General features: G+C 75.3%; 15 protein-coding genes. 9 read left to right on the top strand and 6 right to left on the bottom strand.

Features of this window, described 5'->3' with window-relative positions:
- Positions 1 to 117: 117 nt before the first annotated feature.
- The 5 genes from ACZ3YO_RS14420 to ACZ3YO_RS14400 all read right to left on the bottom strand — a co-directional run bounded on the left by ACZ3YO_RS14420 (position 118) and on the right by ACZ3YO_RS14400 (position 6,569).
- On the bottom strand, positions 118 to 2,649 hold the full coding sequence (locus tag ACZ3YO_RS14420; protein WP_465569158.1) for an FtsX-like permease family protein: 2,532 nt from the start codon (positions 2,647 to 2,649) through the stop codon (positions 118 to 120).
- Positions 2,650 to 2,817: 168 nt separating this feature from the next.
- Entirely contained in the window at positions 2,818 to 4,137 is a 1,320-nt protein-coding gene (locus ACZ3YO_RS14415) for an amidase (RefSeq protein WP_465569156.1), read from the bottom strand.
- Between the two features lie 37 nt (positions 4,138 to 4,174).
- A complete protein-coding gene (locus ACZ3YO_RS14410; RefSeq protein ID WP_465569154.1) occupies positions 4,175 to 4,405 on the bottom strand; it encodes a hypothetical protein in 231 nt (76 codons plus the stop codon).
- A 98-nt stretch (positions 4,406 to 4,503) separates the two neighbouring features.
- The gene (alc, locus tag ACZ3YO_RS14405) at positions 4,504 to 5,592 is read right to left on the bottom strand and encodes an allantoicase (RefSeq protein WP_465569152.1); all 1,089 of its coding nucleotides are present in this window, start codon (positions 5,590 to 5,592) and stop codon (positions 4,504 to 4,506) included.
- A 59-nt stretch (positions 5,593 to 5,651) separates the two neighbouring features.
- Positions 5,652 to 6,569 carry a LysR family transcriptional regulator gene (locus ACZ3YO_RS14400; RefSeq protein WP_465569150.1) on the bottom strand — a complete coding sequence of 306 codons (918 nt, stop codon included), beginning with the start codon at positions 6,567 to 6,569 and terminating at the stop codon, positions 5,652 to 5,654.
- Positions 6,570 to 6,719: 150 nt separating this feature from the next.
- Between ACZ3YO_RS14400 and ACZ3YO_RS14395 the strand changes: the two genes are divergently transcribed.
- Positions 6,720 to 7,700 (top strand): LAETG motif-containing sortase-dependent surface protein, encoded by a 981-nt coding sequence (locus tag ACZ3YO_RS14395; protein ID WP_465569148.1) that lies wholly within the window; start codon positions 6,720 to 6,722, stop codon positions 7,698 to 7,700.
- Positions 7,701 to 7,764: 64 nt separating this feature from the next.
- Here the strand turns inward: ACZ3YO_RS14395 and ACZ3YO_RS14390 are convergent, their stop codons facing one another.
- On the bottom strand, positions 7,765 to 8,436 hold the full coding sequence (locus ACZ3YO_RS14390; protein WP_465569146.1) for an ATP-binding protein: 672 nt from the start codon (positions 8,434 to 8,436) through the stop codon (positions 7,765 to 7,767).
- A 230-nt stretch (positions 8,437 to 8,666) separates the two neighbouring features.
- Between ACZ3YO_RS14390 and ACZ3YO_RS14385 the strand changes: the two genes are divergently transcribed.
- The 8 genes from ACZ3YO_RS14385 (at position 8,667) to serS (ending at position 18,044) form a co-directional block, all read left to right on the top strand.
- On the top strand, positions 8,667 to 9,506 hold the full coding sequence (locus ACZ3YO_RS14385; protein WP_465569144.1) for a hypothetical protein: 840 nt from the start codon (positions 8,667 to 8,669) through the stop codon (positions 9,504 to 9,506).
- Between the two features lie 187 nt (positions 9,507 to 9,693).
- Positions 9,694 to 10,449 (top strand): YcnI family copper-binding membrane protein, encoded by a 756-nt coding sequence (locus tag ACZ3YO_RS14380; protein ID WP_465569142.1) that lies wholly within the window; start codon positions 9,694 to 9,696, stop codon positions 10,447 to 10,449.
- 88 nt (positions 10,450 to 10,537) lie between these two features.
- Positions 10,538 to 11,209, top strand: coding sequence for an SCO family protein (locus tag ACZ3YO_RS14375; protein ID WP_465569140.1), 672 nt, complete (start codon positions 10,538 to 10,540; stop codon positions 11,207 to 11,209).
- Positions 11,206 to 11,712 carry a copper chaperone PCu(A)C gene (locus ACZ3YO_RS14370; protein ID WP_465569138.1) on the top strand — a complete coding sequence of 169 codons (507 nt, stop codon included), beginning with the start codon at positions 11,206 to 11,208 and terminating at the stop codon, positions 11,710 to 11,712. The genes ACZ3YO_RS14375 and ACZ3YO_RS14370 overlap by 4 nt, the downstream gene beginning before the upstream one ends.
- A gap of 13 nt (positions 11,713 to 11,725) precedes the next feature.
- Entirely contained in the window at positions 11,726 to 13,759 is a 2,034-nt protein-coding gene (locus ACZ3YO_RS14365) for a copper resistance CopC/CopD family protein (RefSeq protein WP_465569136.1), read from the top strand.
- Between the two features lie 5 nt (positions 13,760 to 13,764).
- Positions 13,765 to 15,057, top strand: a complete 1,293-nt coding sequence (gene efeB / locus ACZ3YO_RS14360) for an iron uptake transporter deferrochelatase/peroxidase subunit (protein WP_465569134.1) — start codon at positions 13,765 to 13,767, stop codon at positions 15,055 to 15,057.
- A 240-nt stretch (positions 15,058 to 15,297) separates the two neighbouring features.
- On the top strand, positions 15,298 to 16,233 hold the full coding sequence (pheA, locus tag ACZ3YO_RS14355) for a prephenate dehydratase (RefSeq protein WP_465569132.1): 936 nt from the start codon (positions 15,298 to 15,300) through the stop codon (positions 16,231 to 16,233).
- A gap of 536 nt (positions 16,234 to 16,769) precedes the next feature.
- Positions 16,770 to 18,044: a serine--tRNA ligase gene (gene serS, locus ACZ3YO_RS14350; protein ID WP_465569130.1), complete on the top strand. Its 1,275-nt coding sequence runs from the start codon at positions 16,770 to 16,772 to the stop codon at positions 18,042 to 18,044.
- Positions 18,045 to 18,046: the final 2 nt, after the last annotated feature.

The raw sequence follows: 18,046 nt of genomic DNA, 5'->3' as shown, positions 1-18,046 counted from the left end.
TCTGCTGTCCGTCGGGACGGGAGACCCGTCGTAGCGGGAGCGCCGCCGGGCGGCCCACAGTCGTGAGCCGCCCGGTGCGCCTGCGTCCCGCCAGGGTATAGCGGTGGACGCCCCCGTTCACTTGGCCGGGACTCCGAGGGCCGGCGCCCGCAGGGCCGGCCGGGCCGGGAGGGTGGTGGCGGCCAGGGCCAGCACCGCGGCCAGCGCCAGCACCCCGGCGTAGCCGGTCCAGCCCCAGGCCACGTCGGCCGTGCCGGTCATACCGAGGCTGAAGGCGGTGAGCACCGCGAAGGCGATCGCCGAGCCGAGGGTGACACCGGTGACCGCCACGGCGACCGACTCCAGCCGCAGCATCCCGAGGATCTGGCGCCGGGTCGTGCCGGTCAGCCGGAGCAGGGCGAACTCCCGGCGGCGGTCGGCGGTGGCCATGGCCAGGGTGTTCACCACCGAGATCGCGGTGAAGCCGAGCACCAGGGCCATCCCGAGGTAGTTGGCCTCGGCGCCGTTCTGCCGGGCCTCGGCCGCGATCTCGCCGCTCTGCGCCCGGTCGAGGACCCGGACCCCGGGGAATCCCGCCACCGCCGCGCCCAGCCGCTCCCGGGTGACCTGGCCGTCGGCGGCCACCAGGACGGCGGAGGCGAGCGGATTGTCGACGTGCCGGGCCAGCAGGGCATGCGAGAGCGTGAGGTCGCCGAAGCCGAGACCGCGGGCGTAGACGGCCCGGACGGTGAGGGTGGCGGGGGTGCCGTCGCCGAGGACCAGCCGCACGGTGGAGCCGGGGCCCACCCCGAGGCTGCCGGCCGCCGTCGCGCTGACCGCGAGGTCGCCGTCGCCGAATCCGGCCAGCGTGCCCGCCGTCACCTCCGGGTCCCAGCTCGCCGCCAGGCCCTCGGTGGTCACGCCCTGCACGGTGTACTTCTCCAGGTCGATCCGGGCCGAGCTGCGGAGCACCTCGGTGACCGCGGTGACGCCGGGCAGCGCCCGCACCGCCTGCGCCGCCTGGCCGGGCACGCCCGGCGCGCTCGCGGCCAGCGTCCACGGGGCGCGGACGCCGTCCTCGGCCTGCCGGGCGGCCGCGCCTCCGAGGGTGGACTGCGTGAACAGCACCGTGCAGACCATCGCGGTCAGCAGGGCCAGCGGCGCGGCGGCGGCGCCGAGCCGGCGGGACTCGGCCCGCAGGTTGGCGGCGGCCAGGTGGCCGCTGACCGGGAAGACCCGCAGGGCCCCGCCGATGGCGGCGGACGCGACCCGGGCCAGCACCGGGCCGAGCAGCGAGACCGCGATGGCCAGCACCACCACGGCGGCGAAGGTCACCGGGGTGGCCGCCTTCTCGGTGTCCAGCACGGCGAGGACGGCGACCAGGACGATGCCGCCGACCAGCACCAGAGCCCCCGCCAGTGCCCGCGCCCAGCCGGCGCCCGGCACCTCGACCGCGGCCTCGGACAGGGCCTGGCCGGGGCGGATCCGGGACGTCCGGCGGGCCGAGATCCGGGCGGCGGCCCAGCCGGCCAGCAGGGTCGCGACCACCGCGGCGAACATCGGGAAGACGCTCAGCGTGTGGTGCAGGGTGTCCGGCACGGCGCCGAGGTCGACGAAGCCGTCGTACAGCCACCCGCCGGCGGGCAGCCCGGCCAGCGAGCCGAGCGCGCCGGCGGCCAGGCCCAGCAGCAGCGCCTCACCGCCGATCATCCTCCGTACCTGGCCGGGCGTGGCCGCCACCGCGCGCAGCAGGGCGATCTCCCGGCCGCGCTGCTGGATCATCAGGGCGAAGGTCCCGCTGACCACCAGGACGGCCACCAGCAGCGCGGTGCCGCCGATCGCCGCGCCCATGCTGACCAGCTTCACCCGGGCACCGGCGGCGTCCGGGAACTCGGCCTGCCCGCGGTCGGCGCCGCGGTGGACGACGGCGTTGCTGCCGGCCAGCGCCGGGGCGAGGTCACGGGCGAGCTTCGCCGGATCGGTGCCGGGCGCGGGCAGGACGGCGACCGCGGCGACCTGGCCGGGCCGGCCGGCCAGCCGCCCGGCCTCGGCCGGGCTGAAGAACAGCGCGCTCTGCTCGGTGAGTTCGACGCCCCGGGCGGCGGCGATGCCGGAGATCCGGTAGGCGACGGGCGTCTGCGTGGAGCGGACGGTCAGCCGGTCGCCGACGTGCAGCCGGGCCCGCGCGGCCAGGCCCGCGTCGACCACCAACTCGTCGGCCGCGCCCGGCGCCCGGCCCTCGGTGAGGGTGAACGGGGTCAGCTCGGCGGAGGCCCAGGAGTGGCCGTAGCCGGGGAGCCGGTCGGAGGCCACCGGCTGGGCGGGGAAGGTGAGTTCGGGCACGGCGGCGCGGACACCCGGCACGGCGGCGATCCGGTCGGCCAGCCCGGCGGGCAGCCAGGCCCGTTCGGCGAGCGGCTTGGCCTTCTCCTTGGTCTTGGTCTTCCCGTTGCCCTTGTCCTTGACGGTCGTCTGGTGCACCTGCTGATCGCCGGCCACCACCAGGGGAGCGCCCGCGTACCGCTCGGTGCGGATCTCGCCGCGCAGGCCGGTCTCCAGCAGGGTGCCGCAGGCGGTGACGGTCAGGGCGGCGAAGAACAGCGCGCAGAAGGCGCCCACGAAGCTGGACCGGCGGGCGTTCAGGCTCTGGAGTGCGTAGGAGAACAGCATCAGACCCACGCTCCCGGGCGGGTCGGGGCGAGGACGGCCCGGCGGGAACGGCGCTGCGGGCTGGGGTGGCGGGGCGGCTTCGGCATGGACTCACCCTCCCGCGCACCCGGGTGCGGGCGCAGTGCGGCGGTCCGGCGGATCCGGGCGGGGGTTAACCCCCCGTCCGCGCTACCCGCCGGCCCCCAACACCCGTTCCAGCACGGCCGCCTGTGCCAGCAGCCGTTCGTCGGCGCCGGCCGGGCCGACCACCTGGAGGCCCAGCGGAAGTCCGTCCGCCGTCGTACCGGCCGGCAGGCTGAGCGCGGGGAGCCCGGCGTAGCTCCACGGCAGCGACATCACCGCCTCACCGGTGCTGCCCAGCCCGGACGGGGCCGGACCGGTCGCGGCGGGCGCCACCACGAGGTCGGCCCCCGAGGCCGCCCAGGCCTCGGCGATCCGGCCGCGGAGGTGTGCGCGGGCGCGCAGCGCGGCCGCGTAGTCCTCCGGCTGGACGGCCTGGCCGTGCCGGATGCCGGCCACCGTCTCCGGCCGGTAGAGGCCGCCGAAGCGGGCGAACCAGTCGGCGTGGGTTCGGGCCTGCTCGAACCGGTTGATCGTCTGCAACTGTCGTACCAGGTCGGCGAAGTCGGGCAGCAGATCGATCCGACGCACCGTCATGCCCGCTTCCGCCAGCAGCTCCAGCTGCTCGTCGAAGGCCTTCCGCGCCTCCGGCAGGGCCCGCTCCAGATAGGGGCCGGCCGGCACCCCGAGGACGGGCGTCCGTCCGGCCGGGCGGGCCTCCTCGGCGCGCCAGTCGTCGCAGAGCAGGGGCGCCGCCAGCGCCGCGCCCGCCAGGTCGGCGGTGAACAGGCCCAGGGTGTCGAAGCTCGGCGCGTTCGGGATCACCCCGTCCACCGGGATCCGCCCGTAGGTCGGCCGGAACCCCACCACGGCGCAGTAGGCGGCGGGCCGGATCACCGAGCCGACGGTCTGGGTGCCGATCGCCAGCGGTACCAGCCCGGCCGCGACGGCGGCCGCCGAGCCGCTGCTGGAGCCGCCCGGGGTGTGTCCGGAGTGGTGCGGGTTCCGGGTCGGGCCGGGGGCGGTTCCCGCGAACTCGGCGGTCACCGTCTTGCCCGCGACCAGCGCGCCCGCGGCCCGCAGCCGGTCCACCACGACGGCCTGCGGCCCGGCCAGCACACCCGGCGGCAGGGCGGATCCGGCGTGCGTCGGCAGACCGTCGACGTGCACGATGTCCTTGACCCCGACCGCCACCCCGTACAGCGGCGGCGCGGCGGCCGGGTCGGGGTACCGCGCGGCCAGCGCGCGGGCCTCGGCGTGCAGCCGCTCGGGACGGCCGGGCTCGGGCACGAAGGCGTGGATCAGCGGGTCCACCTGCTCGATCCGGCCGCAGAGCCGGTCGACGTGGACGGCCAGGCCGGGGCGGCCGGCCCGCAGCTCGGCGGCCTCGCGCACCAACGACCGCGGCCGGACCAGGGATTCCTCCATACCGACCACGGTAGACCCGCCTGACGGCCCACGGTCGCTACTGGTGCTCCGGCGCCAGGTACGGCGTCTCGCGCAGGTAGTACGCGCCGCAGGTGTGGCAGCAGAGTTCGGGCGTTCTGCCCCACTCCACCGGCTCCCGCAACGGCGCGTCCTCGTCCAGTTCCCGGCCGCACATGGCCACGGTGTCGGAGCCGCGGACCATGTGCCACAGCCTCACCCCGGCGGCCGGGCCGCCGTCGCCGTACTCGGCGCGCATCTGGTGCATCATCTCCCCATCGTCCGGCGGCGGTCCGGCACCGGCAACCGGGGGAGTCCGCCGGCCGGACCGGGTGGCCGCGGACGACGCCGGCCGCCCGCGGGACGGGGTCAGACCAGGCTGCCGTGCAGCCGCAGCCGGGCGATGCCGCCGTCGGGGAAGACGTCGAGCCGGACGTGGGTGGCGGGCCGGGGCGCGTCCAGCACCAGGCGGTGGACGGCGTCGGGCTGGAGCCTGGTCCGCGGCACCAGCTCGAACCACGCCTGCGGGTCCGCGGCCTGCTCGTCCCGCCCGTACAGCGCGGCCCAGCCGGCCGCGTTGCCCACGTAGTAGCCGGTGTCGATCTCCACCGCGCGGATCGCGCCGCGCCCGGCCAGCCGGAGCCGGACCCAGTCGTGGCCGTCGTCCCGGCGCCGGCGGTTCTCCCAACCGTCGCCCATCGCACGGGACCTGCCCGGCAGCGCGAGGTTGGACGGGGGCGAGAAGAAGCGGTCCGAGGCGTCCTCGACGGTGCCGCCGTGCTCGATCGCGGCCAGGTCGAAGGTGCCGAGTGCGGCCAGCCAGGCGGCGTCCGGCCGGGCCTCGCCGTGCACCCGCAGCCGGGCGATGCCGCCGTCGGGGTACTGGCTGAGCCGCAGGTGGGTGAGACGGCGGCCGCCCTCGACCGCGAAACCGTTGGCGGCGTGGCCGCGCACCGGCGAGCGGGGCACCAGCGGGTGCCAGACGGTGGAGCCGGCGAGCAGCTCCTCCGGGCCCGGGGTACCCGGGAGTTCGGCGCCTTCGACGCTGATCTGCAGCGGGTGGTTGCCGCGGAAGTGCGCGGTGTCCACGATCACGCCCTGCACGACTCCCGGCACGCCCAGGCGGATCAGCGCCCAGTCGTGGTCGTCGGCGGTCGGGTGCGGGCGGTCGGTGCCGGCGCCGCGGCGGCGGCGGGTCTCCCAACCGTCCATGATCTGGCCCTTGTTGCCGAAGGTGTGCGGGCGGAACTCGGCGGGCTCGGGCAGCAGCAGGTTCTCGCGCTCGGCGAACAGCTCGTCGTTGGCGGCGATCACGGCGCCGCCGAGCCGGCGGTCGGCCAGGTCGGTCAGCGCGGTGAAGGCGAAGTCGCCGGTGCGGTAGTCGGCGTAGGGGTTGCCACCCGCGTAGGGCAGCGCGTCGGCGTCGGGAAGGGTCCTGGGAGCGTTGTCGGTGGCCATGAATCCACCTTGGCCCCGGCCCACTCGTCAGGTCCATCACAAAGAACTGAGCAAACCGTTCACTCCTGCTGAACGGTCGCCGCGACCTCGACCAACGCGGCCAGCACCCGGCGCAGCGGCGGCGTCGCCTCCGTCCCGGCCCGGACCGCCGCGACCACCCGGCGGGTCGGCAGGTCGGCGGGCAGCGCCCGGACCACCGCCCCGCCCCCGCGCCCCGCCGACGCCAGCCGCGGCACCAGCGCCACCCCGAGGCCGGCCGCGACCATCGCCAGGATCGCCGCCCAGTCCGCCGCGGTGTGCGCCCGCTCGGGCCTGAACCCGGCGTCCGCGCAGGCCGCCAGCGTGATCTCCCGCCAGGGCCCGGCGGCGCCGTAGATCCAGGGCTCGCCGGCGAGATCCGCCAGCCGCAGCCCCGGCGCGCCGGCCAGCGGGTGGCCGGGCGGCAGCGCCACGTCCAGCGGGTCGCTCAGCAGCACCGACTCCACGAACCGCGGGTCGCCGCCGGCCGGCTGCACCGCGAGCGACAGCGCCAGGTCGACGTCGCCCGCCGCCAGCAGCCCGTACGCCCCGGCCGCCTCCGCCTCGACCACCCGCACGCCCAGCCGGGGTGCCGCCTCGCGCAGCCTGGCGATCGCCGGCACGAGCAGCCCGCCGATCGCGGTGGCGAACGCGCCGACCCGCACCTCGCCGGCCTCGCCGTGCAGATACCCGGCGAGCTCCGCCTCGGCCCGCTCCAACTGCCCGAACACCAACTCGGCATGGTGCAGCACCAGCCGCGCCGCACTGGTCAGCCGGACCCGCCGGCCGTACGGCTCCAGCATCGGCGCGCCCAGCTGCTTCGCGAGCGCCGACACCTGCTGCGAGACCGCCGACGGCGACAGGCAGAGCCGCTCGGCCGCCGCCGTCACCGTGCCGCACTCACCGACCGCCCGCAGCACCCGCAGCCGTCGCAGATCCCACTCACCCACCGCACCCATCGCGCCACCGTAGATCCCTTCCGGCCACCCCAGCCGAAGCCCGGCGCCCACCCCTCGATAGGGTGCCGCTCCTGCGCACCGCCGGTGATCACAACCAGGCGTCAAGTCGCGCGTAAAGAGACATCATTCACCTCAATGGGGGCAAAGATCGTGCGCTCTTCCCGCCTACTGGCCGCGTCCACGCTGCTCGCGCTCTCCCTCGGCGCGACCGTCGGCACGGCCACCGCCGGCGCCGCCGCCATCTCGCCGAGCCCGAGCGCGACCACCTCGGCCACGCCCACCCCGGCCGGGACCCCGACCCCGACGGGCACGAAGTCGGCCACCGCGACGGCGACCGGCTCCCCGAGCGCCTCCCCGACGGGCACCCCGTCGGCCACCGCCACGGCGAAGCCCACCGTCCGGCCGACCAGCCCTGCGCCGACGCCCACGTTCAACGACCGCTGCCACGGTGGGGTGTACCAGAGCTCGCTCCTCAAGGTCACCGGCACCGGCCTGTACGGCACCACCCTGGTCAAGGGCGGCCCGGCCGCCGAGATCACCGTGACCTGGGAGAACAACAGCGGCGTCGACCTGCCCGCCGTCCACAACTCCCTCTATGTCACCGACGAATTCGGCGGGGACGGCGGCCCGGTCCAGTGGAGCACCGAGTTCTTCGACGTCCAGCTGAACAGCGGATCCGGCTGGAAGCCCGCGAAGCTCGACGACCGCGCGCTGCTGGTGCCCGACTTCAAGCTGGCCAAGGGCGAGAAGCACACCGTCCAGGTCCGGATAGCCGCCACCGCCAAGGCCCCGGCCGGGAAGTACGGAGCCAATTACGACTCCGGCTCGGACGCGTTCGACAACGACAAGGTCCCCACCCCGGCCAACAACAAGCCGAACGCCTGCACCCAGTTCTACGGCTACTACGAGGGTGAGTTCAAGGTCGCCGAGGCCGGTGCCGCGACCACCACCACCGCCCCGGCCACCAGTGCCGCCAAGGTCGCCACCAGCCCGGCCGCCGGTCCGCAGCTGGCCCAGACCGGTTCCAGCTCCAACACCCTCCCGATCGCCCTCGGCGGCGCCGCCGTGCTCGCCGCGGGCGCCGGCACCCTGCTCGTCCTGCGCCGCCGCAAGGCCGGCGCGCACAGCTGACCCCGGTCGTCAACAGGAGAAGGGGTACGGGCGCGCCGCCCGTACCCCTTCGGCGTACCGGGGATCAGCAGGCCCGGAGGAGGGCGTCGTCCTGCCACTTGAGGATCTTGTCGAAGCTGACGATCGCGCCGCGCAGCGGGTGGTTGCGCAGCTGGACGTGGTCGGTGAGGGCGTGGATCAAGAAGAGGCCGCGGCCGGACTCGGCGGTGAGGTCGGGGAGGGTGTCGAGGTCCACCGGGCGCAGCGTGGGGGCCGGGGGCCGGCAGGGCAGTACATGGGTGTCGTAGGGGCGGCCCTCGCGACGGGGGCGGTGGGCGGTGAGGACCGGCCCGGGGACACTGGCCCGCCCGCGCCGGCTGCGGCGGGGCCCTCGGCCGGCCACCGCGGGGCGGGCCGGCGGGGCGGCCGGCCGCCGCAGCGGAAACGGTCCGGGCGCGGCGGGCGCGGCCGACGCGACAGGGCCGGTGGCGGGGGCGGAGACGCCGGGCCCGGAGTCGGTCACCTCGATCCGCAGCAGGTCGCCGTTGATCGACGCGGTGACCTGGAAGCCCTCGTCCGGCCGGCCGCCGGCGCCGTGCTCGACGGCGTTGGCACAGGCCTCGCTGAGGGCGACACCGAGGTCGTGGGCGACCTGCGGGTCGACGCCCGCAGTCGCCATCGCACCGAGCAGGATGCGCCGGGCCAGCGGAACGCTGGCCGGGTCGCGCTTGAGGTGCAGAGTCCACCAGATGTCCACGGGAGGTCCCTCCTGGCTGCGGCTCCACATACAACTAGGTATCTCCGGGCGATCCGGCGGCGAACCGTGCCGAAGGTCCGCCACCGCCCGTTCGGCGGATGGACTGGGGCCGCGGACTGTGCCGAGCGGCGCACACCGGGGGTCGCACGCCGGGGCCGAACGGGGCATTCGTAGGGATTTCCCACCCTGCCCGTGTCCCCCCTGTAGGCGATGAGATGATGGGCCCCGCCATGACTGCCCTCGCCGCCGCCCCGCACCCGGGCGCCCTCGCACCGGACGCGCCGGTGGGGGACGCCGCCTGGGATCTGCGGCTTGCGCGGGCGGTGCCGTTCGCCCTGGTCTGCACGCTGATCGCGGCCGCCGGGCACGCCCTGGCCGGCGGCGGGAACGTGGCACCGGCCGCGCTCGCGACCGGCTTCGCCGCCGTCCTCGCCCTCGCGGTGGCCTTCGGCGGGCGGGAGCGCTCGCTGGCCGCCATCGCCGGTGCGCTCGGCGCGGGCCAGCTCGGCCTGCACTGTCTCTTCCACGCTTTCGGCGGGCACGCCACCGCGGCGGCCGGCGCCATGGCCGGCATGCACCACGGCGGCTCCGGGCCGCTGACCCTGCCGCAGGTGGCCGGCCGGCTGATCTGCAACGAGGCCCGCCCCGGCACGCTGGCCGGTCTGCCCGGCAACCCGTCCGCCGAGCAGCTGGTCTCCAGCGCGGGCCTGGACCCGCAGGCGTACGCCGTCCCGCCCTGGTGGCAGGGCGGTCTCTTCGGCATGACGCCGTCGATGCTCGCGGGCCACCTGGCCGCCGCCCTGGTGGCCGGCTGGTGGCTGCGCCGCGGCGAGGCCGCGCTCTGGCGGCTGGTCCGGATCACCGCCGCGGCCGCCCGGGAGCACTGGGCGACGCCGTTGCGGACGGCGTTCGCACTGGCCGCCGTCCTGCTGCGCGGCCTGCTCGGCACGCCCGGCGGCCCGGCCCGCCGGTTCGACGCGCGCGGCGGGGAGCACCCGCTGCCGGCCGGTGCCGCGCTGCGGCACAGCGTGGTGCGGCGCGGCCCTCCGTTCGGGGCGCTCGCGTACTGACCCGCCGTCCTCGGAGCGCCCACTCGCTCCGGGCCCCGGGTGTACGCGGCAGCAGAGCCGTACCCGCACCCTCGCGCGGTCAGCGGCCTCCCCCACTCGTCCCCACGCCGCGCGGCCCCGCCGGCGCACGGATCACCGTGCCCGCAGCGGGCCTGCCGCCGAGCCTCCGAACGGAGACCCCGCCATCATGCGTTCCCTTCCCGCCCGTCGTATCGCCGCCGTCGCCCTCACCGCCGCCGCGTCCGTCGTGGCCCTGGCCGGCCCGGCCTTCGCGCACGTCACCGTGAACCCGGGCAGCGCCCCGCAGGGCGGCTACACCGCCGTCGACTTCCGGGTGCCGAACGAGAACGACACCGCCTCGACGGTGAAGCTGGAGGTCAACCTCCCGCTGGACCACCCGCTGGCCTCCGTCCGGACCCTCCCGATGCCGGGCTGGACGGCGACCGTCGAGAAGTCCAAGCTCGACAAGCCGATCAAGGTGCACGGCAACGACGTCAACGAGGCCGTCTCCAAGATCACCTGGACCGCCGACGCGGGCACCAAGATCGCCCCCGGCCAGTTCCAGGAGTTCCGCGTCTCGCTCGGCCCGCTGCCGACCGACACCGACAAGCTGACCTTCAAGGCGCTGCAGAGCTACGACAACGGCGACGTCGTCCGCTGGATCGACGAGGCCAAGGACGGCCAGCCCGAGCCGGCCAAGCCCGCGCCCGTGCTCGCCCTCACCAAGGCCACCTCCGAGGACGGCCACGGCGTCACCGCCTCCGCCGCCCCGGCCGCCGACGGCCACGGCCACGACGGCGCCAAGGACGAGGCCACCGGCTCCACCAAGTCCAGCGACTCCACCGCCCGGGTCCTCGGCGTGGTCGGCATCGTGGTCGGCGTGATCGGCACCGCGTTCGGCATCCTCGGCCTGCGCCGCAGGAGCGGCGGCTCGGCCTCCTGACCCCTCGCACCGGCGGGGCCGTCCCCGCGCCGCACCCGTGCCCGGGGACGGCCCCGCCGGTGATCCACCGCGCACGATCGGATCCCCCATGGCCCGCACCCCCCGCACCACCCGCCTGGCCGGCGCCGCCGCCGTGGCCCTCGCCGCCGCCCTCACCCTGACCGCCTGCGGCTCCGACGGCGGCAGCGGCACCAGCCCCGCCAAGGTCACCAAGCAGAAGGCCGACTCGCCCTACGAGGGCACCGTGCTCGGCAAGAACTTCGAGAAGCCCGACCTCCAGCTGACCGACACCGCCGGCCAGCCGTACGACCTGCGGCAGAAGACCAACGGCAGGACCACGCTGCTCTTCTTCGGCTACACGAGCTGCCCGGACGTCTGCCCGACCACCATGGGCGACATCGGCGTGGCGATGAAGAAGCTCTCCGCCGAGGAGCGGCAGAAGGTCAACGTCGTCTTCGTCTCCACCGATCCGCAGCGCGACACCCCGCAGGTGCTGCGCACCTGGCTGGACTCGATGGGCACCGACTTCATAGGCCTCACCGGGGACCTCGCCAAGGTGAAGACGGCCGCCAAGTCGCTCGGCATCATGATCGAGGACCCGGTGGTCAACGCCGACGGCACGGTCACCTCCACCCACGGCGCGCAGGTGCTGGCCTTCCTGCCCTCGGACGACAAGGCGCACGTCCTCTACCTCAGCGGCACCGAGGAGAAGACGTACGAGCACGACCTCCCGCTGCTCGCCAAGGGGGTCCCGGCGTGAAGGGCACCGGCGTGCTCGGCTTCCGGCGGACGGCGCTCGCGGGCGCGGTGCTGGCGACGGCACTGGGCGGCGGCGCCATCCTGGTCGCCTGCGGTGCGGGCGGCCAGGACGGCGCCGCCGCAGCTGCCGACGGACCGGCCAGGCTGAGCGTCGCCGACTCCTACATCCCGCTGCCCCCGGCGGGCGGGATGGCGGCCGGCTATCTGACCGTGCGCAACGACGGCGGCGGGGACCAGCTGGTGAAGGTCTCCAGCCCGGCCGCCAGCTCGGTCACCATGCACCGCTCCACCGCATCCACCATGGAGCAGGTCGAGCGTCTCGACGTCCCCGCGCACGGCGCGTTGCAGCTCGCCCGCGGCGGCAGCCACCTCATGATCATGGGATGGCAGAAGGCCCCCGTCCTCGGTGACGAACTCGAGCTCGACCTGACCTTCGCCCGGACCGGCACCATCACGGTCAAGGTGCCGGTCAAGGAGCTCACCTACCGCCCCGGCCAGCAGTAAAGGGACCCGCGAGATGCTGAAGGCCGCGTTGCCGCAGACCACCCGCCGCAGACTCGCCGGGCTGCTCGGCGCCCTCGGCGCCGTCCTCGCGCTGATGCTCGCCGGCGCCGGACCGGCCTCGGCGCACGCCACCCTGGAGTCCACCGACCCGCACCAGAACTCGGTCGTCGCCACCGCGCCGCAGACCGTCACCCTGACCTTCAGCGAGTCGGTGTCGCTCTCCGGCGACTCGGTACGGGTGCTCGACCCGGCCGGCAAGGCGGTCGACACCGGCAACCCGGCGCACGCCGACGGCAAGGGCAACACCGCGCGCGTCGGGCTGAACAGCGGGCTGGCCAACGGCACCTACACGGTGGCCTGGCGGGCCGTCTCCGAGGACTCGCACCCGATCGGCGGCGCGTTCACCTTCTCCGTCGGCGCGCCCTCGGACACCTCCGTGTCCGCCACCGCGCTAAGCGGCGCCGAGGCCGACGGCGTGGTCGCCGCCCTCTACGGCGCCGGCCGGACCGTCGCGTACGGGGCGTTCGCGCTGCTGGCCGGCGTGGCCGCGTTCGTGCTGATCTGCTGGCCCGCCGGGGCGGCGCAGCGCGCGGTCCAGCGGCTGCTGATGTCCGGCTGGGTGGCGCTACTGGTCTCCACCGTCGCGGTGCTGATGCTGCGCGGCCCGTACGAGCGGGGCTCCGGGGTCGGACAGGCCCTCGACCTGTCGCTGGTGCGCGCCACGCTGGACGAGCGGATCGGCACCGCGCTGGCCGCCCGGCTGCTGCTGCTCGCGGCGAGCGGGGTGTTCCTGTCGCTGCTGGTCGGCCAGCTCGGGCAGCCGCAGCGGACCACCGGTCCCTCGGCCGCGAGCCCGGGTACCGACACCGGCACCGGCACCGGCACCGGCACCGGCACGGAGGACGCCGAGGAGAGGGAGCTGCGCGAACTGGAGCAGCGCGCCGCCGAGCGGCCGCTGCGCGAGGCCCGGCTGGGCCTCGGAGTGGCCGGGCTGGTGCTGGCGGTCGCCCTCTCGGCGACCTGGGTCGGCGCCGACCACGCCGCGGTGGGCATCCAGGTCTGGCTGGCCCTGCCGCTCGGCGTGCTGCACCTGATCGCGATGGCGCTCTGGCTGGGCGGCCTGGCCGCTCTGCTGGTCGGGCTGCGCCACGGGATCGGCGCGGACGTCGCCGACCGCTTCTCCAGGCTCGCCTTCGCCGCGGTCGCCGTGCTCACCGCCACCGGGATCTACCAGTCCTGGCGCGGCCTGGGCAGCTGGGGCGCGCTGACCGGCACCGAGTACGGGCGGCTGCTGCTGGTGAAGACCGGCTGCGTGGTCGCGATGCTCGGCGTCGCCTGGACCTCCCGTTCGTGGCTGGCCCGGCTGCGGGCCACCCCCGAGGAGGCGGTGGCGGTCGCGCCGGCCGAGGCGCCGGAGCCGGTCGCCGTGGCCGCGCACTCCGACGACCCGGTCCGGCAGGCCCAGCTGGCCCGCCAGCAGGCCGCCCGGGAGAGCGCCGGGCGCGACCGCGGGCTCACCCCGACCCGGGCCGGGCTGCGCCGCTCCGTCCTGGTCGAGGCGCTGGTCGCGGTGGCCGTGCTGGTGGTCACCACGATGCTCACCAACTCGCCGCCCGGCCGGGTGGCGGGCGAGGTCGCGGCCGGTGCCCCCGCCACCGCACCCGCCGCGGGCGCCACGCCCGCCCCGCAGACCGTGCCCGGCCAGACCCTGGAGCTGAAGCTCCCCTACGACACCAAGGGCCGCACGCCGAACGCCAAGGGCACCGCCACCGTCACCCTCAACCCGGCCCGGACCGGAGCCAACGAGGTGCACCTCAGGCTGGACGGCGCGGACGGACAGCCGGTCGACGTCCCCGAGGTGCAGCTCGCCTTCACCCTGCCGGACCGCGACCTCGGCCCGCTGCCGGTCACCCTGACCGCCGAGGGCACCGGCCGCTGGAGCGGCACCGCGCAGCTGCCACTGGCCGGCAACTGGGTGGTGTCGGTGCAGGTCCGCTCCTCGGACATCGACCAGACCACCGAGATCAAACCGCTGAAGATCGGGTGAGCGCGATGGACGGCACGACGGGTACGGAGAGCACGGAGAGCGCCGCGAGCGCGGGAGAGGCCGGCCGCAGGCCGCGCGGCGGCGTCACCCGGCGGGCCCTGCTGGGTACCGCCGGGGCCGGGCTGGTGGCCGGGGCGGCGGGCGCGGCCGCCCTGGACCGGCCCCCGACGGCCGCGCCCGCCGCGGCCGGCCCCACCCTCGGCGCGGGGCGGCTGCCGTTCCACGGGGAACATCAGGCCGGCATCGTCGAGCCGCAGCAGGCCCGGGTCCAGCTGGCCGCCTTCGACCTCGCCGGCGGGGCCGGCCGGAACGCCCTGCGGGCGCTGCTCCAGCGCTGGTCCCGGACGGCCGCCCGGCTGGCCGTCGGCGAGCCTGCCGACGAGTTCGAGAACCAGGTCGCGCTGGACGCCGGCCCCTGTTCGCTCACCCTCACCTTCGGCTTCGGCGCCACCCTGTTCGACAAGGCCGGGCTGGCCGACCGCCGCCCGGCCGCGCTGGAGCCGCTGCCCGCCTTCCCCGCGGACGCCCTCGACCCGGCCCGCGGCGACGGCGACCTCCTCGTCCAGATCTGCGCCGACGACGCGCTGGTCGCCGTCCACGCGCTGCGGGTGCTCCAACGTCAGGCGGCCGGTACGGCGGCGCTGCGCTGGCAGGCGGCCGGTTTCGCCCGCGCCCCCGGCGCCGCCACGCACGGGATCACCGGGCGCAACCTGATGGGCCAGATCGACGGCACCAACAACCCCAAGCCGAGCCAGGGCGACTTCGCCGCCAAGGTGTTCTGCACCGCCGGGGGCGACCAGCCGGCCTGGCTGGCGGGCGGCTCCTACCTGGTGTTCCGGCGGATCCGGATGCTGCTGGACAACTGGGAGGCGCTGCCGCTGGACCGCCAGGAGCGGGTGATCGGGCGGCGCAAGTCGGACGGCGCCCCGCTCTCGGCGGCCCCCGGCAGCAGCGAGTTCACCCCCGCCGACCTGGCCGCGCAGGCCTCCGACGGCTCGCTGGCGATCCCGTCCGACGCGCACATCCGGGTCGCGGCGCCGGCCGCCAACGGCGGCGCGGCGATGCTGCGGCGCGGCTTCTCGTACCACGACGGCCTGCTGGCCGACGGTTCGCCGGACGCCGGGCTGCTCTTCCTCGCCTTCCAGGCCGACCCGCGCAAGGGCTTCACCCCGGTGCAGCGCAAGCTCTCCCGGGGCGACGGCCTCTCCCGCTTCCTGCGGCACGAGGCGAGCGGCCTGTACGCCGTCCCGCCGGGCGCGCCGGAGAACGGGTACGTGGGGCAGACGCTGCTGGAGTAGCGCCCGCCCACGGCCGGGACGAGCCACCGGGGGCGTGCCCGCGGAACCCCCGCCCGCCGACTCCGCCGTCCGCCTCCACCGTCCGGCTCCCGGCCGCCCGCCGAGCGGCCGGGAGGCGGCGTGCACGCCCCGTGCACCCCGCCCCGCCCGCCACTTCCCACGGACCGGAACACCCCCGTGGGGAGCCTGCGAAATGGTTAAGGTGGCGTGCTCGGTAACCCTTTCGCATGGAGGCGCGGCATGTCGGCGACCCGCTACACCTACCTCGGCCCCGCGGGCACCTTCACCGAGGCCGCGCTGCGCACCCTGCCCGAGGCGGCGACCCGGGAGCTGGTCCCGCTGGCCTCGGTGCCGCTGGTGCTGGACGCGGTGCGCGGGGGCGAGGCCTCCGGCGGGTTCGTGCCGATCGAGAACTCCGTCGAGGGCGCCGTCACCGCGACCAACGACGAACTGGCCTCCGGCGCCCCGCTGATGATCTACCGCGAGGTGCTGCTGCCGATCTCCTTCGCCCTGCTGGTCCGGCCCGGGACGGAGCTGGCCGGGATCAAGACCGTCACCAGCCACCCGGTGGCCCAGCCGCAGGTGCGCCGCTGGCTGGCCGCCAACCTGCCCGACGCGCAGTGGGAGTCCTCCGCCTCCAACGCCGACGGCGCCCGGCAGGTCGCCGAGGGGCGGTTCGACGGCGCGTTCGCGGGCGAGTTCGCGGCGCCGATCTACGGCCTGGACCCGCTGGTCAAGGACATCGCCGACGCGGCCAACGCGACCACCCGGTTCATCCTGGTCGGCCGGCCCGGCCGGGTCTCCTCGCCGACCGGCGCCGACAAGACCTCGATGGTCGTCTGGCTGCCGGACGACCACCCGGGTGCGCTGCTGGAGCTGCTCCAGGAGTTCGCGGTGCGCGGGGTCAACCTGATGCGGATCGAGTCCCGGCCGACCGGGGAGGGGCTCGGCAACTACTGCTTCCTCATCGACTGCGAGGGGCACCTCGCCGACCGGCGGGTGAGCGAGGCGCTGATGGGCCTCAAGCGGACCTGCCCGCAGGTGCGTTTCCTCGGCTCCTATCCGCGGGCCGACCAGCAGGTCTCCGAGCACCAGCGGCCGGGGACCTCGGACACCGCTTTCACCGAGGCGGCCGACTGGCTCTCCCGCTGCCTCGACGGTCGCGGCGACATTTGAGGCCCCGGCGACATCTGACCGTCGGCTTTTGTCTTCCTGACCTTTTCAGACCGTTTTCGACCCCGCCCGGACGGCGGGAGGGGTGACCGCACCCGCCGTCCGCCCGTCGTCCACAGGGGCCCTCACCGCCGGAACCGGCTGTCCACAGGGCCGCCCGCTGTCCACAGCCCGAAGTTATCCACAGCCCTGGGGATGAGTCGACAAACCGGTATAGCCACTGCCCGTTTCGGTCGGATCAGCGGTTAGCGTCGCAGAGATGACTTATCGGACCAGAGTCACCCGTGTGCCAGCAAATCACCCGTCCGAGTGCTTCAATTCCCTCACCCGGGAAGGTCAAATGAGGTTTGAAACCTCAATTCCTTGGTTGCGTGCGCCGTCCACCCCCGAGGCCCGACCATCCACAGCCCGCCGGGCCCGCCTGTGGATAACCCCCGGGGGCGGAGTTCCCCACAGAAGTTATCCACAGGCTCCGGTGAGTTATCCCCAGGGGAAAACCCGTACCGGTGGAAGGGCCCCCGCCCGGTAGGCTTGGGCCCGTGATTGACCTTCGCCTGCTCCGTGAGGACCCTGACCGAGTGCGCGCCTCGCAGCGCGTCCGTGGCGAGGACGTCGACCTGGTCGACGCCCTCCTCTCCGCCGACGAACGGCGCCGGTCCTCGGGCAGTCGCTTCGACGAACTGCGCAACGAGCAGAGGACGCTCGGCAAGCAGGTGGCCAAGGCCCAGGGCGAGGAGAAGACCGCCCTGCTCCAGCGCACCAAGGAGCTGGCCGCCGAGGTCAAGGCCGCCGACGCCGAACAGGGCGCGGCCAAGGAGGAGGCCGAGCGCCTGCTCCGCTCGCTGGCGAACCTCATCGACCCGGCCGCCCCGGTCGGCGGCGAGGAGGACTTCGTCACGCTGGAGGAGATCGGCACCCCGCGCGACTTCGCCGCCGAGGGCTTCGAGCCCCGTGACCACGTCGAGCTGGGGCAGATCCTCGGCGCGATCGACACCGAGCGCGGTGCCAAGGTCGCCGGCGCGCGGTCCTACTACCTGACCGGTGTCGGCGCGCTGCTGGAGCTCGCCCTGGTCAACATGGCGATCGCCCAGGCCACCGCGGCCGGCTTCACCCCGATGATCACCCCGGCCCTGGTCCGCCCGGCCGCCATGGACGGCACCGGCTTCCTCGGCCAGGCCGCCGAGAACGTGTACTTCCTCCCGGAGGAGGAGCGCTACCTCGTCGGCACCAGCGAGGTCCCGCTCGCGGCGTACCACATGGACGAGATCATCGACGCCGAGAAGCTGCCGCTGCGGTACGCCGGCTACTCGTCCTGCTTCCGCCGCGAGGCCGGCACCTACGGCAAGGACACCCGCGGCATCATCCGCGTCCACCAGTTCGAGAAGGTGGAGATGTTCGTCTTCACCTCGCCCGAGGACGCCGAGAACGAGCACCGCCGCCTGCTCCAGTGGGAGAAGGACTTCCTCAACGCCCTGGAGCTGCCCTACCGGGTGATCGACGTCGCCTCCGGCGACCTCGGCTCCTCGGCCGCGCGCAAGTTCGACATCGAGGCGTGGATCCCGACCCAGGGCAAGTACCGCGAGGTCACCTCGACCTCCAACACCACCGAGTACCAGTCCCGCCGGCTCTCCATCCGGATGCGCGAGGAGGGCAAGGTCCGCCCGCTGGCCACGCTGAACGGCACCCTGGTCGCCGTCCCGCGCACCATCGTGGCGATCCTGGAGAACCACCAGCAGGCCGACGGCTCGGTCGTCGTGCCGGAGGCGCTGCGGCCCTTCCTCGGCGGTCGCTCCGTCCTGCCGCCGGTCAAGTAGCC

It is taken from the genome of Kitasatospora sp. NPDC022785 (genome assembly GCF_055561295.1).
Note: the sequence above shows the minus strand (reverse complement) of the source record. Positions and strands in the feature narration are given on the sequence as shown.